This window comes from Thalassobacillus devorans MSP14, from assembly GCF_000496835.1.
GTDB lineage: Bacteria > Bacillota > Bacilli > Bacillales > Halobacillaceae > Thalassobacillus > Thalassobacillus devorans_B.
Map to the genome: position 1 here is coordinate 1,741,134 of NZ_KI543236.1, position 20,233 is coordinate 1,761,366.

Annotated in this window: 20 protein-coding genes and 1 other annotated feature; of the genes, 1 reads left to right on the forward strand and 19 read right to left on the reverse strand. The window is 40.8% G+C overall.

What is annotated here, in order from left to right:
* The first annotated feature begins 87 nt into the window (after positions 1-87).
* On the forward strand, positions 88-501 hold the full coding sequence (locus tag P855_RS0109825) for a hypothetical protein (RefSeq protein ID WP_028783409.1): 414 nt from the start codon (positions 88-90) through the stop codon (positions 499-501).
* 25 nt (positions 502-526) lie between these two features.
* Here P855_RS0109825 and P855_RS0109830 read toward each other — a convergent pair whose 3' ends face one another.
* The 19 genes from P855_RS0109830 to P855_RS0109920 form a co-directional block, all read right to left on the reverse strand.
* Positions 527-1,099, reverse strand: coding sequence for a TVP38/TMEM64 family protein (locus P855_RS0109830; protein WP_028783410.1), 573 nt, complete (start codon positions 1,097-1,099; stop codon positions 527-529).
* Positions 1,100-1,131: 32 nt separating this feature from the next.
* Complete coding sequence (locus P855_RS0109835) at positions 1,132-1,416, reverse strand: DUF1294 domain-containing protein (RefSeq protein ID WP_028783411.1); 285 nt, start codon at positions 1,414-1,416, stop codon at positions 1,132-1,134.
* Between the two features lie 154 nt (positions 1,417-1,570).
* Positions 1,571-1,927: a 50S ribosomal protein L20 gene (gene rplT, locus P855_RS0109840; RefSeq protein WP_028783412.1), complete on the reverse strand. Its 357-nt coding sequence runs from the start codon at positions 1,925-1,927 to the stop codon at positions 1,571-1,573.
* A gap of 40 nt (positions 1,928-1,967) precedes the next feature.
* A complete protein-coding gene (gene rpmI, locus P855_RS0109845; RefSeq protein ID WP_028783413.1) occupies positions 1,968-2,165 on the reverse strand; it encodes a 50S ribosomal protein L35 in 198 nt (65 codons plus the stop codon).
* 35 nt (positions 2,166-2,200) lie between these two features.
* A complete protein-coding gene (infC, locus tag P855_RS0109850) occupies positions 2,201-2,704 on the reverse strand; it encodes a translation initiation factor IF-3 (RefSeq protein WP_028783414.1) in 504 nt (167 codons plus the stop codon).
* Positions 2,705-2,782: 78 nt separating this feature from the next.
* Positions 2,783-2,910, reverse strand: a sequence feature (ribosomal protein L20 leader region).
* 263 nt (positions 2,911-3,173) lie between these two features.
* A complete protein-coding gene (gene thrS / locus P855_RS0109855) occupies positions 3,174-5,123 on the reverse strand; it encodes a threonine--tRNA ligase (protein ID WP_028783415.1) in 1,950 nt (649 codons plus the stop codon).
* 334 nt (positions 5,124-5,457) lie between these two features.
* Entirely contained in the window at positions 5,458-6,303 is an 846-nt protein-coding gene (gene ytxC, locus P855_RS0109860; protein WP_028783416.1) for a sporulation protein YtxC, read from the reverse strand.
* 112 nt (positions 6,304-6,415) lie between these two features.
* The gene (gene dnaI / locus P855_RS0109865) at positions 6,416-7,348 is read right to left on the reverse strand and encodes a primosomal protein DnaI (protein WP_028783417.1); all 933 of its coding nucleotides are present in this window, start codon (positions 7,346-7,348) and stop codon (positions 6,416-6,418) included.
* Between the two features lie 20 nt (positions 7,349-7,368).
* The gene (locus P855_RS0109870; RefSeq protein WP_028783418.1) at positions 7,369-8,739 is read right to left on the reverse strand and encodes a replication initiation and membrane attachment family protein; all 1,371 of its coding nucleotides are present in this window, start codon (positions 8,737-8,739) and stop codon (positions 7,369-7,371) included.
* Between the two features lie 61 nt (positions 8,740-8,800).
* On the reverse strand, positions 8,801-9,259 hold the full coding sequence (gene nrdR, locus P855_RS0109875) for a transcriptional regulator NrdR (protein WP_028783419.1): 459 nt from the start codon (positions 9,257-9,259) through the stop codon (positions 8,801-8,803).
* A gap of 38 nt (positions 9,260-9,297) precedes the next feature.
* Positions 9,298-9,696 carry a hypothetical protein gene (locus tag P855_RS0109880; RefSeq protein WP_028783420.1) on the reverse strand — a complete coding sequence of 133 codons (399 nt, stop codon included), beginning with the start codon at positions 9,694-9,696 and terminating at the stop codon, positions 9,298-9,300.
* Positions 9,697-9,857: 161 nt separating this feature from the next.
* A complete protein-coding gene (speD, locus tag P855_RS0109885) occupies positions 9,858-10,235 on the reverse strand; it encodes an adenosylmethionine decarboxylase (RefSeq protein ID WP_028783421.1) in 378 nt (125 codons plus the stop codon).
* Positions 10,236-10,467: 232 nt separating this feature from the next.
* Positions 10,468-11,502: a glyceraldehyde-3-phosphate dehydrogenase gene (locus P855_RS0109890; protein ID WP_028783422.1), complete on the reverse strand. Its 1,035-nt coding sequence runs from the start codon at positions 11,500-11,502 to the stop codon at positions 10,468-10,470.
* Between the two features lie 153 nt (positions 11,503-11,655).
* On the reverse strand, positions 11,656-12,258 hold the full coding sequence (coaE, locus tag P855_RS0109895; RefSeq protein ID WP_028783423.1) for a dephospho-CoA kinase: 603 nt from the start codon (positions 12,256-12,258) through the stop codon (positions 11,656-11,658).
* Positions 12,259-12,269: 11 nt separating this feature from the next.
* The gene (gene ytaF, locus P855_RS0109900) at positions 12,270-12,881 is read right to left on the reverse strand and encodes a sporulation membrane protein YtaF (protein WP_028783424.1); all 612 of its coding nucleotides are present in this window, start codon (positions 12,879-12,881) and stop codon (positions 12,270-12,272) included.
* A 61-nt stretch (positions 12,882-12,942) separates the two neighbouring features.
* Positions 12,943-13,767 carry a DNA-formamidopyrimidine glycosylase gene (gene mutM, locus P855_RS0109905; RefSeq protein ID WP_028783425.1) on the reverse strand — a complete coding sequence of 275 codons (825 nt, stop codon included), beginning with the start codon at positions 13,765-13,767 and terminating at the stop codon, positions 12,943-12,945.
* 17 nt (positions 13,768-13,784) lie between these two features.
* Positions 13,785-16,421, reverse strand: coding sequence for a DNA polymerase I (gene polA, locus P855_RS0109910; RefSeq protein WP_028783426.1), 2,637 nt, complete (start codon positions 16,419-16,421; stop codon positions 13,785-13,787).
* Positions 16,422-16,782: 361 nt separating this feature from the next.
* Complete coding sequence (gene pnpS, locus P855_RS0109915) at positions 16,783-18,534, reverse strand: two-component system histidine kinase PnpS (protein ID WP_028783427.1); 1,752 nt, start codon at positions 18,532-18,534, stop codon at positions 16,783-16,785.
* Positions 18,535-19,230 carry a response regulator transcription factor gene (locus tag P855_RS0109920; protein ID WP_028783428.1) on the reverse strand — a complete coding sequence of 232 codons (696 nt, stop codon included), beginning with the start codon at positions 19,228-19,230 and terminating at the stop codon, positions 18,535-18,537. It abuts the gene before it with no gap.
* Between the last annotated feature and the right edge of the window lie 1,003 nt (positions 19,231-20,233).

The window sequence follows — 20,233 nt, forward strand, 5'->3', positions numbered from 1 at the left end:
CTATCATAAATGTATCATTTCATGAAACTTTTGGGTAATTTCATACGTAAACCAGTTAAGTAATTCCTATTTCAGGAGGAAACCTTTATGATTGTCATACTATTCCGGCTGTTGATATTGCTTGCAATCATTTTCATTTTTTATACGATATACTCCTATGTGACCAGTCCGGGCAGGAAGCTGGAACTGGCAAAACAGAGCAAAACCTTTTATTTTTATGATGATCCGGATAATACAAAACAAAATTTTTCAATGACCTATAAAGGGGTCCTTTTCGAAGGAGAAAAATATTTAGGCACAACTGAAAACGCCTTCGAGGTTGTTAATATCAATGTGTCTGCGAGGCAGCCAAACCAATTGAGAGGGATAGAACGCGAAGACATATATTTTCTTGAACAAGAAATCCTGATCCGCTACCCTTACGCCACTGTGGAGTGGAAGTACCCCCTTAATCGTCTGTTTATCCATCAGCCAAAAGAAGAAAGCGAACACCCTTCCTAAAGGTGGAATGTTCGCTTTTCTGTTCTCAGCCATTCGGCTGGAAGAATTCATTCAAGGTAATGCTGTATTGCTTCTTCCGGAATAAATAAGTAATGATGGCAAGCATAAACAGGAATAAGATCATCAGTGGCAATGAGATTCTGGATAACCATTGACCGACAGTTGTATATACAAAGGCCAGGGGGATATTGGATAAGAAAGAAGCCTTAACATACTCCTTAAAATCTACACAAATTTCAATCAGACAAAGGGATAAGAGATGAAAATGTATGAATGGAACTAAACGCAATACAGCCACCTGGCTAACCGTCAGCGAACTTTCCTGTTTCCACACTTTGTTTTTCAAACGCTGTAATCGTTTCAGTATACTGGGAACACTCTTGATTATCCGGTAAAACAAAGTGCTTGATAATGTAATTCCGACAATGGAATATATCGTCCCTGCTACAGCACCGAATAATACCCCTCCCGTAATACAGATCAGGACCACTGGTAAAAAGAACAACGGACGCAACACGTGAAACATAATGAATATTAACGGAGCGTACCAGCCACTCACCTCCATTACCTCCACAAAGCCAAGCGTAAATTGTTCCATGCGTATCCCCCCTATCCCATACTATGACAAGATTAGGGTTGATATAACTCCAGGACAAGGTATCCGACAAGAATTGCTTCTACGATCATCAGTAACGGAAAACCGAATTTAAATGCAGAGTGTTTCGTCTTATGACGAAAGCGCCGCATTCCCAGACTTCCACCAAGCGCACCTCCAAGTAGCGCAACACCCCACAACTGTTTTTCAGGAATTCTCTGTTTTTGTCTTCGAGCTCGATTCTTGTCGAAGCCCATCATCCCAAAAGCCAATATATTTACCATACATAAATAAATTATAAAATAAGTGAACAGGCTCATGACTGCTCTATCCCTTCTCTCTTAAGGAAGAATAAGTGGAATGCTGAGGTTGATTTTGCTTACCATAACACTGTGCACTTACCTTCCTCGACATTCCCCTATAGGAAAGAGGCCATTTCCGGCGTCCGGAAATGGCCTCTTCATTCAAACAATTTTACTTAAGTGCTGCTTTTGCTTTCTCAGCAAGGCTGGCAAAACCTTTTTCATCAGTAACAGCAAGATCAGCAAGAATCTTACGGTTTACTTCGATACCTGCAACTTTAAGACCGTGCATCATACGGCTGTAAGAAATGTCATTCATACGAGCTGCAGCGTTGATACGAGCGATCCATAGCTTACGGAAGTCGCGCTTTTTCTGGCGACGGTCACGGTATGCATATTGACCTGACTTCATCACTTGCTGTTTTGCAGTTTTGAATAAAGAATGCTTTGAACCATAATAACCTTTTGCTAATTTAAGGACACGTTTACGACGTTGGCGTGTCACTGTTCCACCTTTTACACGTGGCATGATAAATCCCTCCTATTTTGGATCATATATCTCAGTTGTCTTATTTTTTTGGCAGCATTTGAGCGATACGCTTCAAGTCGCCCTTAGATACAAGTGTAGCCTTACGCAATTTACGTTTTTGTTTAGTAGACTTGTTAGCGAATAAGTGGCTTGTAAACGCATGGGAGCGTTTCACCTTTCCACTACCTGTCTTTTTGAATCGTTTTTGAGAACCTTTATGGGTTTTCATTTTTGGCATGAGTTGTTCCTCCTTCTGCTTAATTCAATGTGTGCTTACTTTTCAGCCAATGGAGCCAGCATCAAGAACATGCTTCGGCCTTCCATCTTCGGCTTCGTTTCAACTTGTGCAACATCTTTGCACTCTTCAGCCATACGCTCAAGAACTTTTTGACCAAGCTCTTTATGTGTAATGGCGCGTCCACGGAAGCGTACAGAAGCTTTCACTTTATCGCCTTTTTCAAGGAATTTACGGGCATTACGTAACTTCGTGTTGAAGTCATGCTCTTCAATACCAGGGCTCAAGCGAACTTCTTTGACCTTGATGGTCGTTTGCTTTTTACGAGCTTCTTTATCTTTTTTCTGCTGCTCAAAACGGTATTTACCGTAATCCATGATGCGGCAGACCGGTGGTTTTGCATTAGGAGCTACCAATACCAAATCAAGGTTGGCATTTTGAGCAATCTCAAGCGCTTCCTGACGTGATTTGACTCCTAGTTGTTCACCGTTGTTATCAATGAGACGTACTTCACGTGCTCGAATTTTCTCATTAACGTTCATGTTATCTTTGCTAATAACCAGCCACCTCCAAATTTTTTTAGGAAATATAGAGATCTGTCATCGACAAGTGCTTTTAAACCAATAAAAAAAGTGTCGGCACATAACGATGCACCCACACGTATCCCATTCGAATTCAAAAGGATTAGTGACCTGCCAACTGCTGTACGCGTCGATCAGGTGAGAAGCGGGTGCTTCTACTTGTCTCAGATCCGTTCATTTGTTGTTCACCTAAAATATAATAGCATGGGATGAGTAACATGTCAACCATCCACCAGCATCCATCAGACTGACTATCTAAGGATATCGAAAACCATGGTGAAAATCAACAGGAAATGAAGCAGATTAACTATGATATAACTAAGAAAGACTTTCTAATCATATAACAATATTTTTTAAGAAAAAATCGAGTATAAAACCTTTTGGTCTCATACTCGATTTCGAATACATTATCGTTTATTCATGAACTGGCTTACTTTTTATTCAGGATCTTCTGGTCAATCTCGTTTTTGATTTCGGATTTGAATGTTTCTAATGGCTTAGTTACGGAATCTTTCTCTCCATAACGGCGGACATTTACAGAATTGTTTTCGATTTCCTTGTCCCCGATAACAAGCGCAAACGGCACTTTTTGAATCTGTGCTTCACGGATTTTATAGCCGATTTTTTCATCTCGCTCGTCGACTTCTACCCTCACGCCCGCTTCACGCATTTCATCTTCCAGTTTCTTAGCGTGCTCCAGATGAGCATCGGCAGAAACCGGAATGATTTTTGCCTGTACCGGAGCAAGCCATGTAGGGAATGCCCCTTTATATTCTTCGATCAGGAATGCGACAAAACGTTCCATGGTCGAAACCACTCCGCGGTGTATAACAACAGGGCGATGATCTTTTCCATCTTCTCCTACATAAGTAAGATCAAACCGTTCAGGCAGGTGGAAGTCCAGCTGTACAGTAGAAAGTGTCTCATCTTTTCCAAGCGCTGTTTTGACCTGGACATCCAGCTTAGGACCATAGAAGGCTGCTTCCCCTTCTGCTTCCACGTATTCGACATCAAGATCTTCCATTGTCTCTTTCAACATGGCCTGTGCTTTTTCCCACATCTCATCATTGTCTACATACTTTTCTTTGTCTTCTGGATCCCGGTAAGACAAACGGAAATAGTAATCATTGATACCAAAGTCTTCATACACGGCTTGCACGAGACGTACGACACGGATGAATTCATCTTTCAACTGATCGGGCCGGCTGAAGATATGAGCATCATTTAATGTCATCGCACGCACTCTCTGTAAACCGGCCAATGCCCCGGACATTTCATGACGGTGCATGGTTCCTAGTTCTGCAATACGAACCGGAAGATTCCGGTAACTGTGCAATTGATTTTTATAAACCATCATATGGTGCGGACAGTTCATTGGGCGAAGTACAAGGTCTTCATTATCCATTTCCATGACCGGGAACATATCATCTTTATAATGATCCCAGTGGCCGCTTGTTTTATATAAGTCGACACTGCCTAATACCGGTGTATAGACATGGTCGTAACCGAGACGTTCCTCTAAATCAACAATATAACGCTCAATGGTACGACGGATGGTTGCCCCTTTGGGAAGCCATAGTGGCAATCCTTGGCCGACTTTTTGATTAACTGTAAATATTTCAAGCTCTTTCCCAAGTTTACGGTGATCCCGCTCCTTAGCTTCCTGAAGCAGACGAAGGTATTCATCCAGCTGACCCTGCTTTTCAAATGCAGTACCATAGATGCGCTGCAGCATTTTATTATCACTGTCACCACGCCAGTAAGCACCGGAAATACTGAGCAGCTTGAATATTTTAATCTTGCTTGTCTGCGGGACATGGACACCACGGCATAAATCAAAAAATTCACCTTGTTTATAAATTGTAATCGGCTGATCTTCCGGAATATCGTCAATTAGTTCAATCTTCAGTTCATCCCCGACTTCCCGGTACATTTCTTTTGCTTTATCACGGCTCACTTCTAAACGTTCGATTTCCAGATTTTCATCCACAATCTTTTTCATTTCTTTTTCGATTTTAGGAAGGTCTTCTGGTGTCAATGATTCTTCCATATCGATATCATAATAGAATCCGCTTTCGATAACAGGACCAACACCAAGCTTAACATTTCCATACAAACGTTTGAGTGCCTGTGCCATCAGATGTGCTGTAGAGTGGCGAAGAACCTCCAGTCCTTCAGGATTTTTATAGGTTACGATTTCGATAGCTCCATCCTCTTCAATCGGACGGCGTAAGTCGTACATTTCCCCATTCAGCTTGATGGCAAGCGCTTGTTTTTTCAGTCCTGGAGAAATATCACCTGCAATATCTTCCCCTGTCGTACCTTTTGAAAATCCTTTGATATTTCCGTCCGGGAAAGTAATTTGAATTTGATCAGACATGGCCTTTCACTCCTATCCTTTTTGTGTAAATAAAAAACGCCCATCCCTCTGCTCCATTGGCAAAGGGACAAGCGTTAGCTCGTGGTTCCACCCTAATTCCCGCAATTCTTGCGGCTCTTTGACATCTTTAACGCAGACCATACGCTTTCTGCTACTATATATTCACAGAAAGGGTTCAGAGGTGGTGAACGGAAGTTCGTATGCAGGAAGCTTTCAGCCGGTGGCTTCCATCTCTTATGCATCGGTGACTTGCGTCCGTGTCCTCATCATTACCTTGATGTTATAGGATATGTACGTATTATAGCGATAGTGCAAAGAGAAATCAAGCCCATTTTCAATGAATGTGAGCTGGGTGATGGAATGGAAAAGCATGGACAGGTTTACAAATCACTCTTTCCTGAAAGATGTTGATGATCGTTTGTATCTTCGGTTCAGCCGGATCCCCATAGACATATATTCGCTTCGGCGCATATACCAGGGCTGTTGTGATACTATGATCGTCGATTCCCCCGGAAAATATACGTATTGGTTCTTTTTTTAATAATGCTTTTATTTCCGTTTTCGACAGCAGCTTTCCCTCATTTGAATAATAATGAAGTTGGCTCTGTTGTAATAAATAGAGTTCATCCACCTTCGAAGGTTTATCCTGCATATAGTGCCGGAGAGATTCCACCCACAACAGATAATCTTCCTCCCGTTTAAATTCATCAAGCGCCGCACCGATATAGCTAAGTAAAAGCGTACGTACATGCTGAAAGCAAAATGGCATCATTTCATTAAAATTAACCACACTTTTAAATTGAATTCTGTTTCGAACGAAAGTTTGTATCCGATCTTCAAGCGAAGGAAGTCTGACTCCCAGTTTTTTTCTCTGCTTTGTATCATTCAGCCAATCACAAATTTCCCTTATCCTATGAATTTCTTCCTCATCCTGATAATAGAATTTTTGACGGATCAGCTGATTTTGCCATAATGGCAGGCGGTATTTAAAAACCAATGCCGAGAGGATATTAACAAGAATATCTTTTTCACCCTCCCCCCACTCTTCTCCTATGAGAGAGACCTGGTTCCCTCCCTGGTCATCCCCTTTCCACTGGACCTGGAACTTCGCCCCCTCCTGCATAATGGCATCACAAAAAGTAATCGTCTCTTGCCGCGAAATAAAAAAGAAACGTATCATATTGGCCCCGTTCCCCCTAACAACAATCAATCTATTCTAACTATATGGACAAGGGGATGAAAAAATGCCCATACAGTTCGATAACTGTATGGGCACGTTGAAAATAACATGATTAACTTCTACGGTTCTCTCCATATAACGGGATAACTTCACTGACTTGCTTAATCCGTTCAATGATTCTGGATGCCTTTACGCTTTCCACATCTCCCCGATTCGTAGTGGTAAATACTTCTTGGAGCTCTTTTAAATTATAATTGGAGCTGAAAAACACTGGAAGGCGCTCCATCATCCTGTACTGCAGGATGGAACCCAGTATCTCATCACGGAACCAGGCTGACTGTGATTCGGCGCCAATATCATCCAACATTAAAACCGGAACTGTCTTGAATGCCTGAATTTTCTCATTCAATGTATCATCTTTTATCGATGATTTCATCTCCCTGACAAATTCAGGCATATAAATGATCATCGAGGGTATGTTCTTTTCGCTCAGCCTATTGGCAACAGCACCTAGAAAATACGTTTTTCCCACCCCGAATGGCCCGTGGAAGTAGAGGCCTTTTTGCGGCAATTCTTCCCGGATATCTTCTAAATATCCAATCATTTTTGCTATGGCGTCCGATCTATCATCATCTGACAAATCGATCCGTTCCAAGTTGGCTTCTAAAATTTCTTTAGGCATATAAAGGCTCTTTACAAGTGATTGTTGCTTCTCCTGGTGCTCCTGCCGCAATTTTCGTGGACATTTATCATAGGAAAGATGCAATTGTTGGCCCTCGACATCAAGGTTCGGTGTATAACCAGGAAGAATATTGATACAACCCTCTAACGAAGGACATTTCTCGCATTTTTTTGATTGACTATGATACTCATAAAGCTTCATCAGTTGTTTTTCCAGTGATTGCTGATCCAATCCAGGATGGTCCCTTAATAGCCTGGAAACCTCTGGTGAGGAAAGCAACTCTTGTTTTATCTTTGTAAAATGACCTTTAAAATTCTTATTTTCACGCATCCATTTCCTTAAAGAGGATTGTATCGGTTCCATCTTCCATCACACCCTGTTTATCAATTTCCATTATTGGTAATTCGTTTGATTCGTGCTGCAATTTCTTCTTTGTCAATTTTTTGAGAGCCCTGTTTTTCTTTTCTTTGTTCGGTATCATTCTCTCGCTCTTTGAACCAATCCGGAATAATTTCTTTTGATTGCTTTTTGACTCGGCCTTTATTATTTTTGCCCCACTGCTGATATTTTTGGTGTTCTGCTTTAGCCATGGTCATTGCCTGCCGAACTGTAGTGACATTCTTTCTCGCCCAGTGGCTGGCGATTTTCTCCAAATAAGCTTTGGAGAGTTTCATATCGGTTTTCAGTAAAACGTAGTGGACGAGAACATTCATCACTCCAGGTGATAATCCCTGTTCTGTCATAACATCACGAATCAATTTCAAATCCTGGGCAGAAGCTTCATTACCTGAAGATAAGTCCTCCAGTAATTCTCTGGGAGACTTTCTTTCAAGCATAGCGATAAACTGATCTTCCTTCGTTACATTTCCATCTTCAATCGGATCTTCGACAACTCTATCTTTCTTTTCTATTGTTTTAAGCGAGGTGACTTTTCCTTTTTTTGGCGATAGGTCGTGACATGCTTCTTTTAATTCTTCCACGACCAGTTGATTCTCTTCATTCAAAGCCCAGCCAATAGCTTTTTCTAAATCCTGGGAAGATAGATCATACAAAGAAGCCAGCTGCATCATAATCCGTTTATGGCGTACAGTCAATATCTTCTCAGCGGGGTACATCTTTTCTTTTAGTGACTGGTGTATCCATGTAAAGTCAATACGATCATCTTCCAGGTATGGACCCGGGGTTGTCTGCAGCTTTATAATATTTGCTTCTTTTTCCGGAGTTCTTGCCGTAAAAGCAGGTCCGGATTTCTGGTAGCCATGAAAAATTTCATCGAACGATGCGGTAATATTTTCACATTCTTCCAATGAATGTTTTTCTTTAAGGAAACGGTCACGTAAGCGACTATATTTGTCAGCTCCCAATTCATGATTCAGCAATAATGACAACATATCGTCATAAAAAAACTGTTCTGGTGAAAACGGAGGCTGTAATTGGTAAATAAAACAGGTACGACCTTCCTTTTCTGTGGAAAATGTCTGAATAAGACCGATCGCTTCCAACTTTCTGCGTGCATTATAGATATGATCCAGAGGAATTGCCAAATAATTCATTAAGGTATGGTGTGAGTGGGTTTCTGGTTTTGAGGATAAATCATGCTCACTCAACAAAGTCTGGTAAAGTGTAATTGCCTCTATACCTATGATAGGTTGATATAAATGAGATAACGACATACCAAAATCTCTCGGTATCACGCCATTCAACTGCACACTATAACCATCTACAGGCAACAACTTTCCAATAGAATGATTCATCTCACCACCCCCTGCTTTTCTATGCTTAGAAGAAAAAAGAGCCCGGTTATTGTTCCGGACATCAATCCTCTCGTTTAATCAAATCTTTTAACTCATCTAAAAAAACATTTATATCTTTGAATTGACGATATACAGATGCAAAACGTACATAAGCAACATCATCGACCTTGGAAAGGCGCTCCATTACCATTTCTCCAATATCCTCACTCGGCACTTCCGCATTACCCTGATTTCTTAATTCTTTTTCTACTTCCAGGGCGATCGTCTCGATTTCCTCTAATGCGACAGGCCTTTTTTCACAAGCTTTTATCAACCCGCGCATCAGTTTTTCACGACTGAATTCTTCCCTGGTCCCTTCTTTTTTGACCACGATCAACGGGACCTCTTCGATTCTTTCAAAGGTAGTAAAGCGAAAACCGCATTGTTCACATTCCCTGCGTCTGCGTATCGCTCTTCCCTCTTCTATGGGACGTGAATCCAGTACTTTTGTATTCTTGAATTGACAATTTGGGCATCTCAATTACAATCATCTCCACCGCTATACAACAAGCATTTATTCTATTGATTCAATTTATTAGCCATCGAAGATTCAATATAAGGCAAACTTTTTTTCAATTTTTCATTTAATTGGATAATCAGATTACGGCTAAAACCAAAGTCGACCGGAGCACCTGATTCCGTGGTTACTGAAAAATCCACCGCGGTTCTGAACGGTTTTACCATTACGACACTAGCTACGATAAATGCTTTCTTTTTACCTGAATAATTAACACTTATCTCACCATGCTCTTCTGAAGTAGAAAGTATTGTGAATGGTTCATCCTCGAAAATGTCCTTTACGGCCTGCAAGGCTTTATCTTTTGTAGTTTTAAAATAATGCGTTTGTAATGCTTCATCCTCATGATGTTCTCTTGTTTCCGAATGACTGGTGAAATATTTCGAAACAAACTTTTTCATGGAAATCTCCTTCTCTATTGACCTTTCCCGAACGTATACTTATTTTATTTTAACATGTTTTTTGGTCGAGCATAAACGACGACAGCAAAAAATGTCGGATATTATGTAGTAACAATATAAAAAAGCCACAGACACGCAGGCCTGCGGCATTTACCATTTTATTACAAAGCTTTTGATTGTTTGACTTCAACTGGACCCATTCCTCTGGGAACTTCTACGCTTTCGTTCGTTTGGGCTTCTAATGCTTCGACAATATAATCGGCTGCTACATTCGGGTCAATACGATCTCCACAGGTGTAAACATCAATGCTTGCATAACCATGTTCCGGGAAACTATGAATCGTCAAGTGAGATTCTGAGATAATGACTACCCCGCTTACTCCATGAGGAGCAAATTTATGAAAAGCTACCTCTCTCACTTCAGCGCCCGCCCTTAGTGCAGCATCTACAAATACTTTTTCAATATAGTTAATATCATTCAATTTATCCATATTGCAGTTCCATAATTCTGCAATAACATGTCTTCCCATTGTATCCATAATATGAAATCCCCCTTTTAGCGGTTAAAAATCGACTTCCAAATACTTCGGAAATAACTACCACGGGGGAAAGTTAGTCCAGAGAGGTCCTAACCCTTTGAGTAGCCATCTGATTACTAGAATTCAGAAGTTCAAAGAAATTATATATGGTTTACCCCTATTTTGCAAGATAATTATTTAAGGTAAACATACTATTTCATATTATAAATGACATGTGGGGGATTTGGCTAACTTATGATACACGTGCTTCCCGCTTTTGCTGTAATTTGCTGCCAACATGCTTAGCAAGATCCACTACACGGCAGGAGTAGCCCCATTCATTATCGTACCATGCCAGCACTTTGACTTTTCTATCTCCCATCACTATTGTAGATAAACCGTCGATGATAGAAGAGTATTCCGATGTCGTATAATCAATGGAAACCAGTGGTTCATCACTGTAATGTAATATTCCCTTCAAACCATGATCAGCTGCATGTTTGAACGTTTCATTTATCATTTCAACAGTCACATCCTGTTCTAAATCCACTACCAAATCGACAAGTGAAACGTTTGGTGTTGGTACACGTAAAGCCATACCATGCAATTTTCCATTCATATGGGGAATAACTTCTCCAAGCGCTTTGGCAGCACCAGTGGAAGTAGGGATGATTGATTGCGTACACCCACGGGCTCTACGCAAATCTTTATGTGGATTATCGACATTTTTCTGATCGCCGGTAAATGCATGCACGGTTGTCATCAATCCATTTTCAATTCCAAATTCATCATCAAGTACTTTTACTACTGGAGCAAGGCAGTTCGTTGTACAGGATGCATTCGAGATGACATCATGTTCGGCAGCGTTATATTCTTCATCATTAACCCCCATGACGATCGTAGCATCTACCTGCTTGCCTGGAGCAGTAATGATTACTTTTTTAGCACCAGCTTCCAGGTGCAGCCCTGCGTCTTCTTTTGTTTTGAATTTTCCTGTGGCTTCAATTACTACATCTATGTCAAGTTCATTCCACGGCAATTCAAGAGGATCGCGTGTAGAGCAAAGTTTGATTTCTTTCCCATCTATTTCCAAGCTGTCTTGAAGCGCTTTCACTTCTTTCCCAAAGCGCCCATGTACACTATCATATTTGATCATGTGAGCAAGTGTCTCTGAAGGATAGCTCGCATTGATGGCAACGACATCCAAAGTTTCATCCATCACTGCTCTGCGGAGTACCATCCTTCCAATTCTGCCTAGACCATTAATAGCGATGCGCGTTTGTTTCATAATAAAGAGCCTCCTATATATATGATATACTTTTAGTTACGTTTAATCACAAATAGTATAACACATTGTAAGCATTTTTGGTCAATAAAGTTCATGTTTTCATTAAAAAAACGACGCTTTAATAGCGCCGTTACCTAAATTGCTTTTATATAATCACAAAAACACATTCCATTTTCTCAATATCGCATGAAGCTGCTGATAAGATTCATGCTTCGTTCCATTGTTGTCAATGACTTCATCTGCCATCTCCGCTTTTTGCTGGACGGGCAACTGAGCATTAATTCTTTGTATTGCTTCTTCTTTCGTAGAGCCATCCCTTTCCATTAACCGCTCCAACTGGACTTTTTCGTCGACGTAGACCACTAACGTCTTATCTACCAAATGAGTCAGTTCACTCTCAAATAATAAAGGTATATCCATTACTACCGCTGGTACTTCCTGGTTACAGAAATGATCCCTCCGTTCGATCATTCGCTTACGGACCGCCGGGTGGACAATATTATTTAGACGTTTCCTTTTTTCCTCTTCTTTAAATACGATGGCTCCTAATTTTTTGCGATCGATCGACCCGTCTTCCCGCAGGATGGATGTACCGAATTCTGTGACAATTTCATGGTAGGCTTTTTCTCCAGGAATGACGACTTCCCTGGATATCTTATCCGCGTCAATTACTGGTATATCGTAATCGTCAAACATTAATGATACCGTACTTTTTCCGCTGGCAATACTTCCTGTAAGTCCAATTACTAGTGTCACCGAATTCCTCCTTATACTAACTTCGACATTCCTAAAAGTATTAACATGACCCCTGGTATAACCACAGCTTTATCCACCCATTTACTCCGGCTGAATCGATTACCGATTTTAAGACCGATGTAAAGTAAAAAGCTCGTCATGAAACCGATGGATAAAGCGGTGGCTACAGCGGGAAGTGCCATGAAAGCAGCACCGATCCCAGCCCCCAGGGTGTCTAATGACAATGCCAAAGCCAAAAGTACCGCCTCCCATCCTTTGATCGATCCTGAATTGTCGATATCTGCTAATTCAGGGTCTTTCAATATATCTGCCGGTGCAGACCAGGAGGACATACTTTCCTCTTCTGATGAGGTTGAAGGCATAATCAACTGAATCAAAAACCATGCTCCAAGGCCAATCAAAATAAAAGCTCCTAAATTTGCCGCTAGATGTTCTGGGAGAAAACGTCCCAAAAAGTTTCCCACTGTAATAGCTCCATAAAAAATTACAGATGACAAAACGGCAATAAGTGTCAATGGCAGCAAGGATAAGCGTATCTGCTTCAACCCATAAACCACACCTAGTCCCAGGCTGTCCATACTGACAGCCATCACAAGTAAAAATAAGGTAGTAAAGACTCCCATTGTACGATCTCCTTCAGCTATCTGGATATGAGATAGTATATGGGAACCTTTACTTAGTGTGTTACTGTTGGCAGTGTCTGCAATAATGAGTACCTCTATTGCTTACCTTAATTTTTTCAATCGGTGTTCCACAGCTCTTACACGGCTCCTCTTCTTTACCATAAACAAATAATCGCTGCTGAAACATACCGATTTGACCCTGACTGTTTACATAAGAACGGATCGTAGTGCCCCCCTGCTGGATTGCCTCCTCAATTGTGTCGATTGCGGCTTGTCTTACACTTTCGGCTTGATGCCTGCTAAGCAGATTGGCTTTACGTTCAGGGTGGACACCTGCTCTGAATAATGTTTCATCAACATAAATATTTCCCAGACCAGCTACTATACTTTGATCTAACAATACCGCTTTGATGGTACGCTGAGTTTTTTGTAATCGATTATAAAAATAGTCGAGGGTAAAGGAGTCATCAAAAGGATCCGGTCCTAACAAAGAGAGCGGCTTTTGGTTGATTTCCTCCCCTTTTTTAAATACATGCATCGTCCCGAATTTCCTTACATCATTATAACGCAGCTCCGTACCATCATCTAATTGAAAAATTACATGCGTATGCTTCTTCATTGGTTCCTCAGCAGGGTAAACGCCGTATTTCCCTTCCATTCGCAGATGGGAAACCATAGAAATATCGTCAAATTCGATAATTAAAAATTTTCCCTTTCGGTTGATCTCCTTGAAGGTTTGTCCTATCAGTTCCTGTCTGAAGGCTTCTGATTCCAGTGGCAGCTTGATGATATTTTCCCACAACACAGTGACATCCGTTACCTTTTTATTCAACACCAATTGGCGTAATGTTTGTCGTACCGTTTCGACCTCTGGCAATTCTGGCATTTGATTCTTCCCCTTTATTATTTTGCATCGTACCAGGTCGGTCCGTAAGAGGAATCGACCTTTAATGGCACATCAAGTTCTACAGTGTTTTCCATTACCTCAGCCACTATTTTTTGCAATTGCTCAATTTCGTCTTCGGGAGCTTCCAATATCAACTCATCGTGCACTTGCAATAATAAATTGGCTTCCAGTTTCTCGTCTATCAACCTGTAATGCAAGTCGATCATCGCTTTTTTGATTATATCCGCAGCACTCCCCTGAATCGGTGTATTCATCGCTGTCCGTTCTGCAGCATTCCTTCTATTAAAATTCCGGCTCGCCAAGTCCGGTAAGAATCTTTTTCTGTTCATAAATGTCGTGACATATCCCGTCTGCTTGGCTTCACGGACCGTTTCTTCCATATATGTTTTAACCCCTGGATAACTTTCTAAATACCGGTCAATAAAAGCTCTTGCCTCTTTCCTCGTAATACCGAGACTTTGCGACAAACCGAATTCACTGATTCCATAAACAATCCCGAAATTGACCGCCTTTGCCTGACGCCTCATTTCGCTGGTCACTTCATCCGCTTTGACTTCGAATACTTCCATCGCTGTCTGGGTATGGATATCCCGGTCTTCTTTGAAAGCTGCAATCAACTTTTCGTCTTTTGCAATATGAGCTAAAACCCGCAGCTCAATTTGGGAATAATCACTCGCAAACATAATCCAGCCTGGTTTAGAAGGGATGAAAGCCTGTCGTATTTTTCGCCCTTCTTCTAAACGGATAGGTATATTCTGCAGGTTGGGATCTGTGGAGCTTAACCTTCCCGTTTGGGTCAAAGCCTGGTTAAAACGAGTATGGATCTTTTGGGTATCCTTATCCACCACTTTGAGAAGTCCTTCGATATAGGTGGATTGCAACTTTCCCAGTTGACGATAAACAAGTAACTTAGGAATGATTTCGTGTTTTTCCTGTAATTGCTCCAGTACATCTGCCGACGTGGAATAACCCGTTTTTGTTTTCTTGATAACAGGCAGTCCAAGCTTTTCAAACAAGATCGGACCGAGCTGTTTAGGTGAATTCAGGTTGAACTTCTCACCTGCCAGCTCATAAACCTGCTCTTCAATTTCTTTAAGGCGACCCTGAAGCTCTTCTCCCATTTGCTTCAAGCGGTCCACATCAACCTGGACGCCAAGATGTTCCATTTTCCCCAGAATTAATGCTAATGGCATTTCTAATTCTTTATAAAGTTCCAACTGATTGTTCTCTTTTAACTGTTCTTCTACTTTATCTTTCAATTTATATAGCAAATCAGCTTTTCTAGCCATATGTTCTGCAAGTAATTCATCATCGGGGCGTTTAATTTTGGCGCCTCTTCCGTAGACTTCTTCATCATATTGTACGGATGTTTCCCCCATCCGATGGGCAATGGAAGGTACATCATGATTATTTTCTGAAGGGTTGATCAAATAGGAAGCCAGCAAGAGATCAAAATCAACCCCCTTTAAATCCACACCTTTGCGCAATAATGCTACTATTGTTTTCTTGGCATCAAATACCCATTTCTTCTGTTGATCATCCCTTGCCCACTCGCAAAAAGCTTTAGAATCAGCAGCAATCTCGACAGGAATAAAATACTTCTTGTCTTTATTAACTACTGCAATTCCTTCGATATCCGCATGGTGGTAATTCTCATGAAGCATTTCCACAAAAACTGCTTCCGTTCCTGTAAACATACCAGGAGTAATATCTGTAACATGCTCCACGTTTATCTCGGGCAACTCTTCCGCTGCCTCTTCCGCATCCTGATCAGAACCAGCCACTCTTCCCAGCAAAGACTGGAAACCAAGTTCCTTGAAAGCATTGCTTACATCACGGTTGCTGTAACCATCATAATTCAGGTCTTCAAGTCCAATAGAGACAGGAGAATCTCTCTTAATCGTGACTAGCTGTTTACTCATGAAAGCATCATCTTTATGGGTTTCAAGCTTTTCCTTAAGCTTTCCTTTGACTTCACTGATATTTTCGTAAAGACTCTCTAAGGTTTCAAATTGTTTCAGTAATTTCACCGCAGTTTTTTGTCCGACACCAGGTACACCAGGGATGTTATCGGAGTTATCTCCCATTAATGCCTTTAAATCGATGATCTGATCAGGCCGTATTTCCATCTTTTCCTTCATGAAAGAAGGGGTATATTTTTCTACATTGGTAATACCTTTTTTTGTTAGGGTCACATTTGTATGTTCAGAAACCAGCTGGAGAAGATCTTTGTCTCCTGAAATCACATTGGTTTCCCACCCTTGCTTTTCCGCTGAAGTGGCTAGCGTACCGATGATGTCATCTGCTTCATATTGTTCGAGCTGGTAATGTGGTATCTGAAACGTGTCCAGGAGCTCCTTTAATACAGGGAACTGCTCTGAAAGCTCTGGAGGTGTTTTTTGCCGCCCGCCCTTATATTCTTCATATGTTTTATGACGAAAGGTGGTCTTTCCTGCATCAAAAGCCACCAGAATATGGTTCGGTTTATCTTCTTCTAAAATGCGGAGAAGCATAGTGGTGAAGCCATAAACCGCGTTTGTATAAACCCCTTTATCATTGTTCAACAAAGGCAAAGCAAAAAACGCCCGATAGGCGATACTATTGCCATCAATCAATACTAATTTGTCTGCCATGATTCCACTCCTTCAAAATCTTTTTTAGTCTCCGTGGTTAATATGTTATTTAGTATATCTGTTTTTTAAGTATAAGGCTTGTCCTCTTGAGAGGGAGACCTTTTAAATCTAACATCATCATTTTCCATGCCACACAAATAAAGAACTACCTTCTCTATTCTACCATGATTAAAACAGAGAAGAAAAAAGACACTTTCCTGCTGAATATTTCACAATGGCCATAACTATATAAATATCCGGTTCACAAAAAAATAAATAAAAAAACGGCAGCTGTAACAGCTGCCGTTTAAAGAGAAACACCCTGGATGAAAGGGTCAGTTTTATCATAACAATGAGATTTAAAGGAAAAATTAAGCAATTGTTAATTTTGTGTTAAGTCTTTGGGTAGTGTCACGTGAAAGGTAGTCCCTTTTCCAGGCTCACTTTCGACTTCCAGTACTCCTTGATGTGCTTCTACAATATGTTTTGCAATGGCCAGGCCTAACCCGGTCCCGCCCGAATTCCGGCTTCGGGCTTTATCCACCCTATAAAAGCGTTCAAAAATACGAGGAATTTCCTCTTTAGGAATACCTATCCCTTTATCTGAAATCGATACTTTTACCTGGTAATCTTCTGAAGAAAGCGAAACTTTGACTTCACCTGCTTCAGAACTGTAACTTATCGCGTTAGTCAACAGGTTGAGAAATAGTTGCTTCAATCGAGCAGAATCACCATGAATGTATGTTGTTTCGGAAATTTGACTAACAATCCGGATGTTTTTCTTCTTAGCATTTTGATCGATGATAGTAATTAAATCCTGCATCAGTTGCTTCAAATTCACATTTTCAATATTCAGTTCAAAGTCTGACTTTTCTAATTTGGACAATTCCAGTAAATCCTTGATAAGAGATTGTAAACGAGTGCTTTCTTTATGGATGATCGTCAAGAATTGCTCCAATAAAGCCGGATCATCCATAGCCCCATCCAGCAGGGTTTCCGAAAACCCCCGAATAGAAGTTATGGGGGTTTTGAGTTCATGGGAAACATTGGCCACAAAGTCTTTTCGCATCTGTTCCAGCCTTTTTAAATCTGTTATATCATGAAATACCAGTACCACACCTTTCCATTTTCCACCTTCATTGAAAATAGGTGCTCCGGTAATTTCAATATGCTTTCGTTCAATATTGATTGGTAAAACGAAGCTTTCTCTTACAGTCTCTTCCAGCATGAATACAGATTTAATCGCTTCATGGATGGAAGTATAGGGGATGGCGTCATAATAAAGACGTCCTATATAATCTTTAGCCCCTCCTGTGAAGCTTTGTAAAAAAGCCCGATTAACTAAATGGATATAACCTTTATCATCAATCATCAACAGACCGCTTCCCATATTATTAATAACTGCTTCTAGTCGATTATCCTGCATATCCTGTTCTGTAGTCATTTCTTGCAGATTACGGGCAAGTATATTGATCGATTGACTTAATTTTCGAGCTTCTCCAAAATAGCCTTCATAAGTTCTGGCTTTATAATTGCCCTCTGCCAATTCAGAAGCCGCATCTGCTGCAGATCGGATTGGTCTTACATATTTGTCAAATATTTTATATCCAATAACCAGCACAATAATCAATCCAAGAAGTATTGTAAACAATATCAACAGCCAAATATTTTTTGTCACATTTTCCAGAGAGTCCACTGGTGTTGTTACAATTAATTTTCCAGTAATTCCACCTGTTTCAATAGGAACCGGATAATAATATTCGTTCCTGACGAATTGTCCTTTAGCTCCATCACGGTTGATCGCTGATGCGGTTTCCGTTATCTTTTCCACATCAGTTTGATTTGAATGGATAACATCAGCAGTATTTATTAAAATTTCGTCATTCGCGCTAAAAAAAATAAATGCAGTGTTCATTTCTCTACTAAACTGTTCCAAAGCATCCTTGTTCAGAGCAGTATTGTCGATATGCTCTTCAAAAGCCCTGGAATAATAAACACTTTCATCCTCTATTCGTTCCTCGAATAAACTGACAAAATACCCATGTGTAAGCTGTGCAAGTATTATCCCCAGCCCTGACATGATAATCAATACAAGGATCGTATAAGTAACAAGGGGACGAGAGTAAACTCTCATTTATTTCGGCTCCTCCATTTTATATCCAAGGCCGCGGATCGTTTTTATATAAACCGGCTTTTTCGTATCCGGTTCAATTTTTTCTCTTAGATGGCTGACATGCACATCAACAATGCGAGTATCCCCGACAAAGTCATAATTCCAAACTGCGCTTAATAACTGATCACGAGCCAGCACTTTTCCTTTATGCTGTGCCAGGTAAAGTAATAATTCAAATTCTTTAGGTGTGAAAGTCAACTGTTCGTTTTTGATAGATGCTTCATACCGCTGCGGATAGATGGTCAAATCAGCAATCTGGATAGCATCGGGCTTATCTTCTTTCACTACACGATTTGATCTACGTAAGATAGCTTTTATTCTGGCAATTACTTCTCTAGGACTGAAAGGTTTGGTCAAATAGTCATCTGCACCCAGTTCCAGACCTAACACCCTGTCGAACTCATCGTCTTTTGCAGTAAGCATAAGTATAGGTGTATCCATTTGATTCACACGAAGTTCCTTGCAAACATCCATGCCATCCATTTCAGGCAGCATGACATCCAGCACAATCAAATCAAAATCATCTGATTCAGCTTTATGTAAGGCTTCTGAACCTGTGTAGGCAACTTCTGTTTTAAAGCCAGCCTGTTCAATGTTGTATTTCAACAGGGTCACGATAGATTCTTCATCATCTACAATTAATATTTTTTCTGACATTCTGATCACCTCACAAAGAAACTATCTTTATCATACAATTAACCCTCTTGTTTGAACACAGGAATAAATTAAATTTACATAATCTTTAGGCTCTGGTGAACGTTTTTGTTGATTTTTATTAAGGAAATTACTCAATTATATGGCCGAATTGTGGTAGACTCAGTTTCAAAGTAATTTGGGTTCGTTACCGAGACAGGCGAAAGGATGGCTGGGAAACGATTCGCTTTCCAGCTTCATCGCCTAGACACTCGCGACATAAGCAGCCCATCAACAGGAAGAAAGAACACTTCCTTTTTGATGGGCTGCTTATGCGTGTCGTGTCTACCAAGGCGATTACGCATTCATTTCTTTCCTGTGGGGGAGCTGGCAAGCCTCCTCGGCCGTTTCACGACCTGTGGGGTCTCGCCTAGCCCCTTCTCCCACGGGAGTCTCACCGTTTCCCTGCCATCTTGTGCATATTTTGACGAACGAACCCCACGTTGTGAGAAGATATCTTCCACATTTACTGCATGAAAAGCTCAATGATCAGGACATAAGCTCTTTTCAGCTGTTAAGTTGGTGGTTCCGCATACCGATGTTTCCGTTTCTCTTATAAAAGCAAGGAGGGCCGGGAAATTGCGAGACTCCTGTGGGATGAACATGATAGGTGAGATCCCGCAAGGCGGAGCCTGAGGAAGCTCACCACATGTCCACGGAAAGCGAGTGATTTCCCGGACCTCCAAACACTTATCACCATAACGGAAACAGTTTCTCTCGAAACTGAGTCTTCAGCAAAAAGGAGCTTTAACTGTAATATCAATAGAGAGAGATTTATAATAACAAAAAACATTTTTATATTTAAAGGTTTTCCTGCTCTTTGATTCCTATTCCAATCAAATTGTCGTCCTCCTTGAGGAAAGCGAGCTGACTCTCTAATAGACCCTTACCAATCACAATGAGATGTTATTTTTATAAAGTATCGATTAAAAGAAAAACTTTAAAAAAGAACCAAGCCTGAATAGGC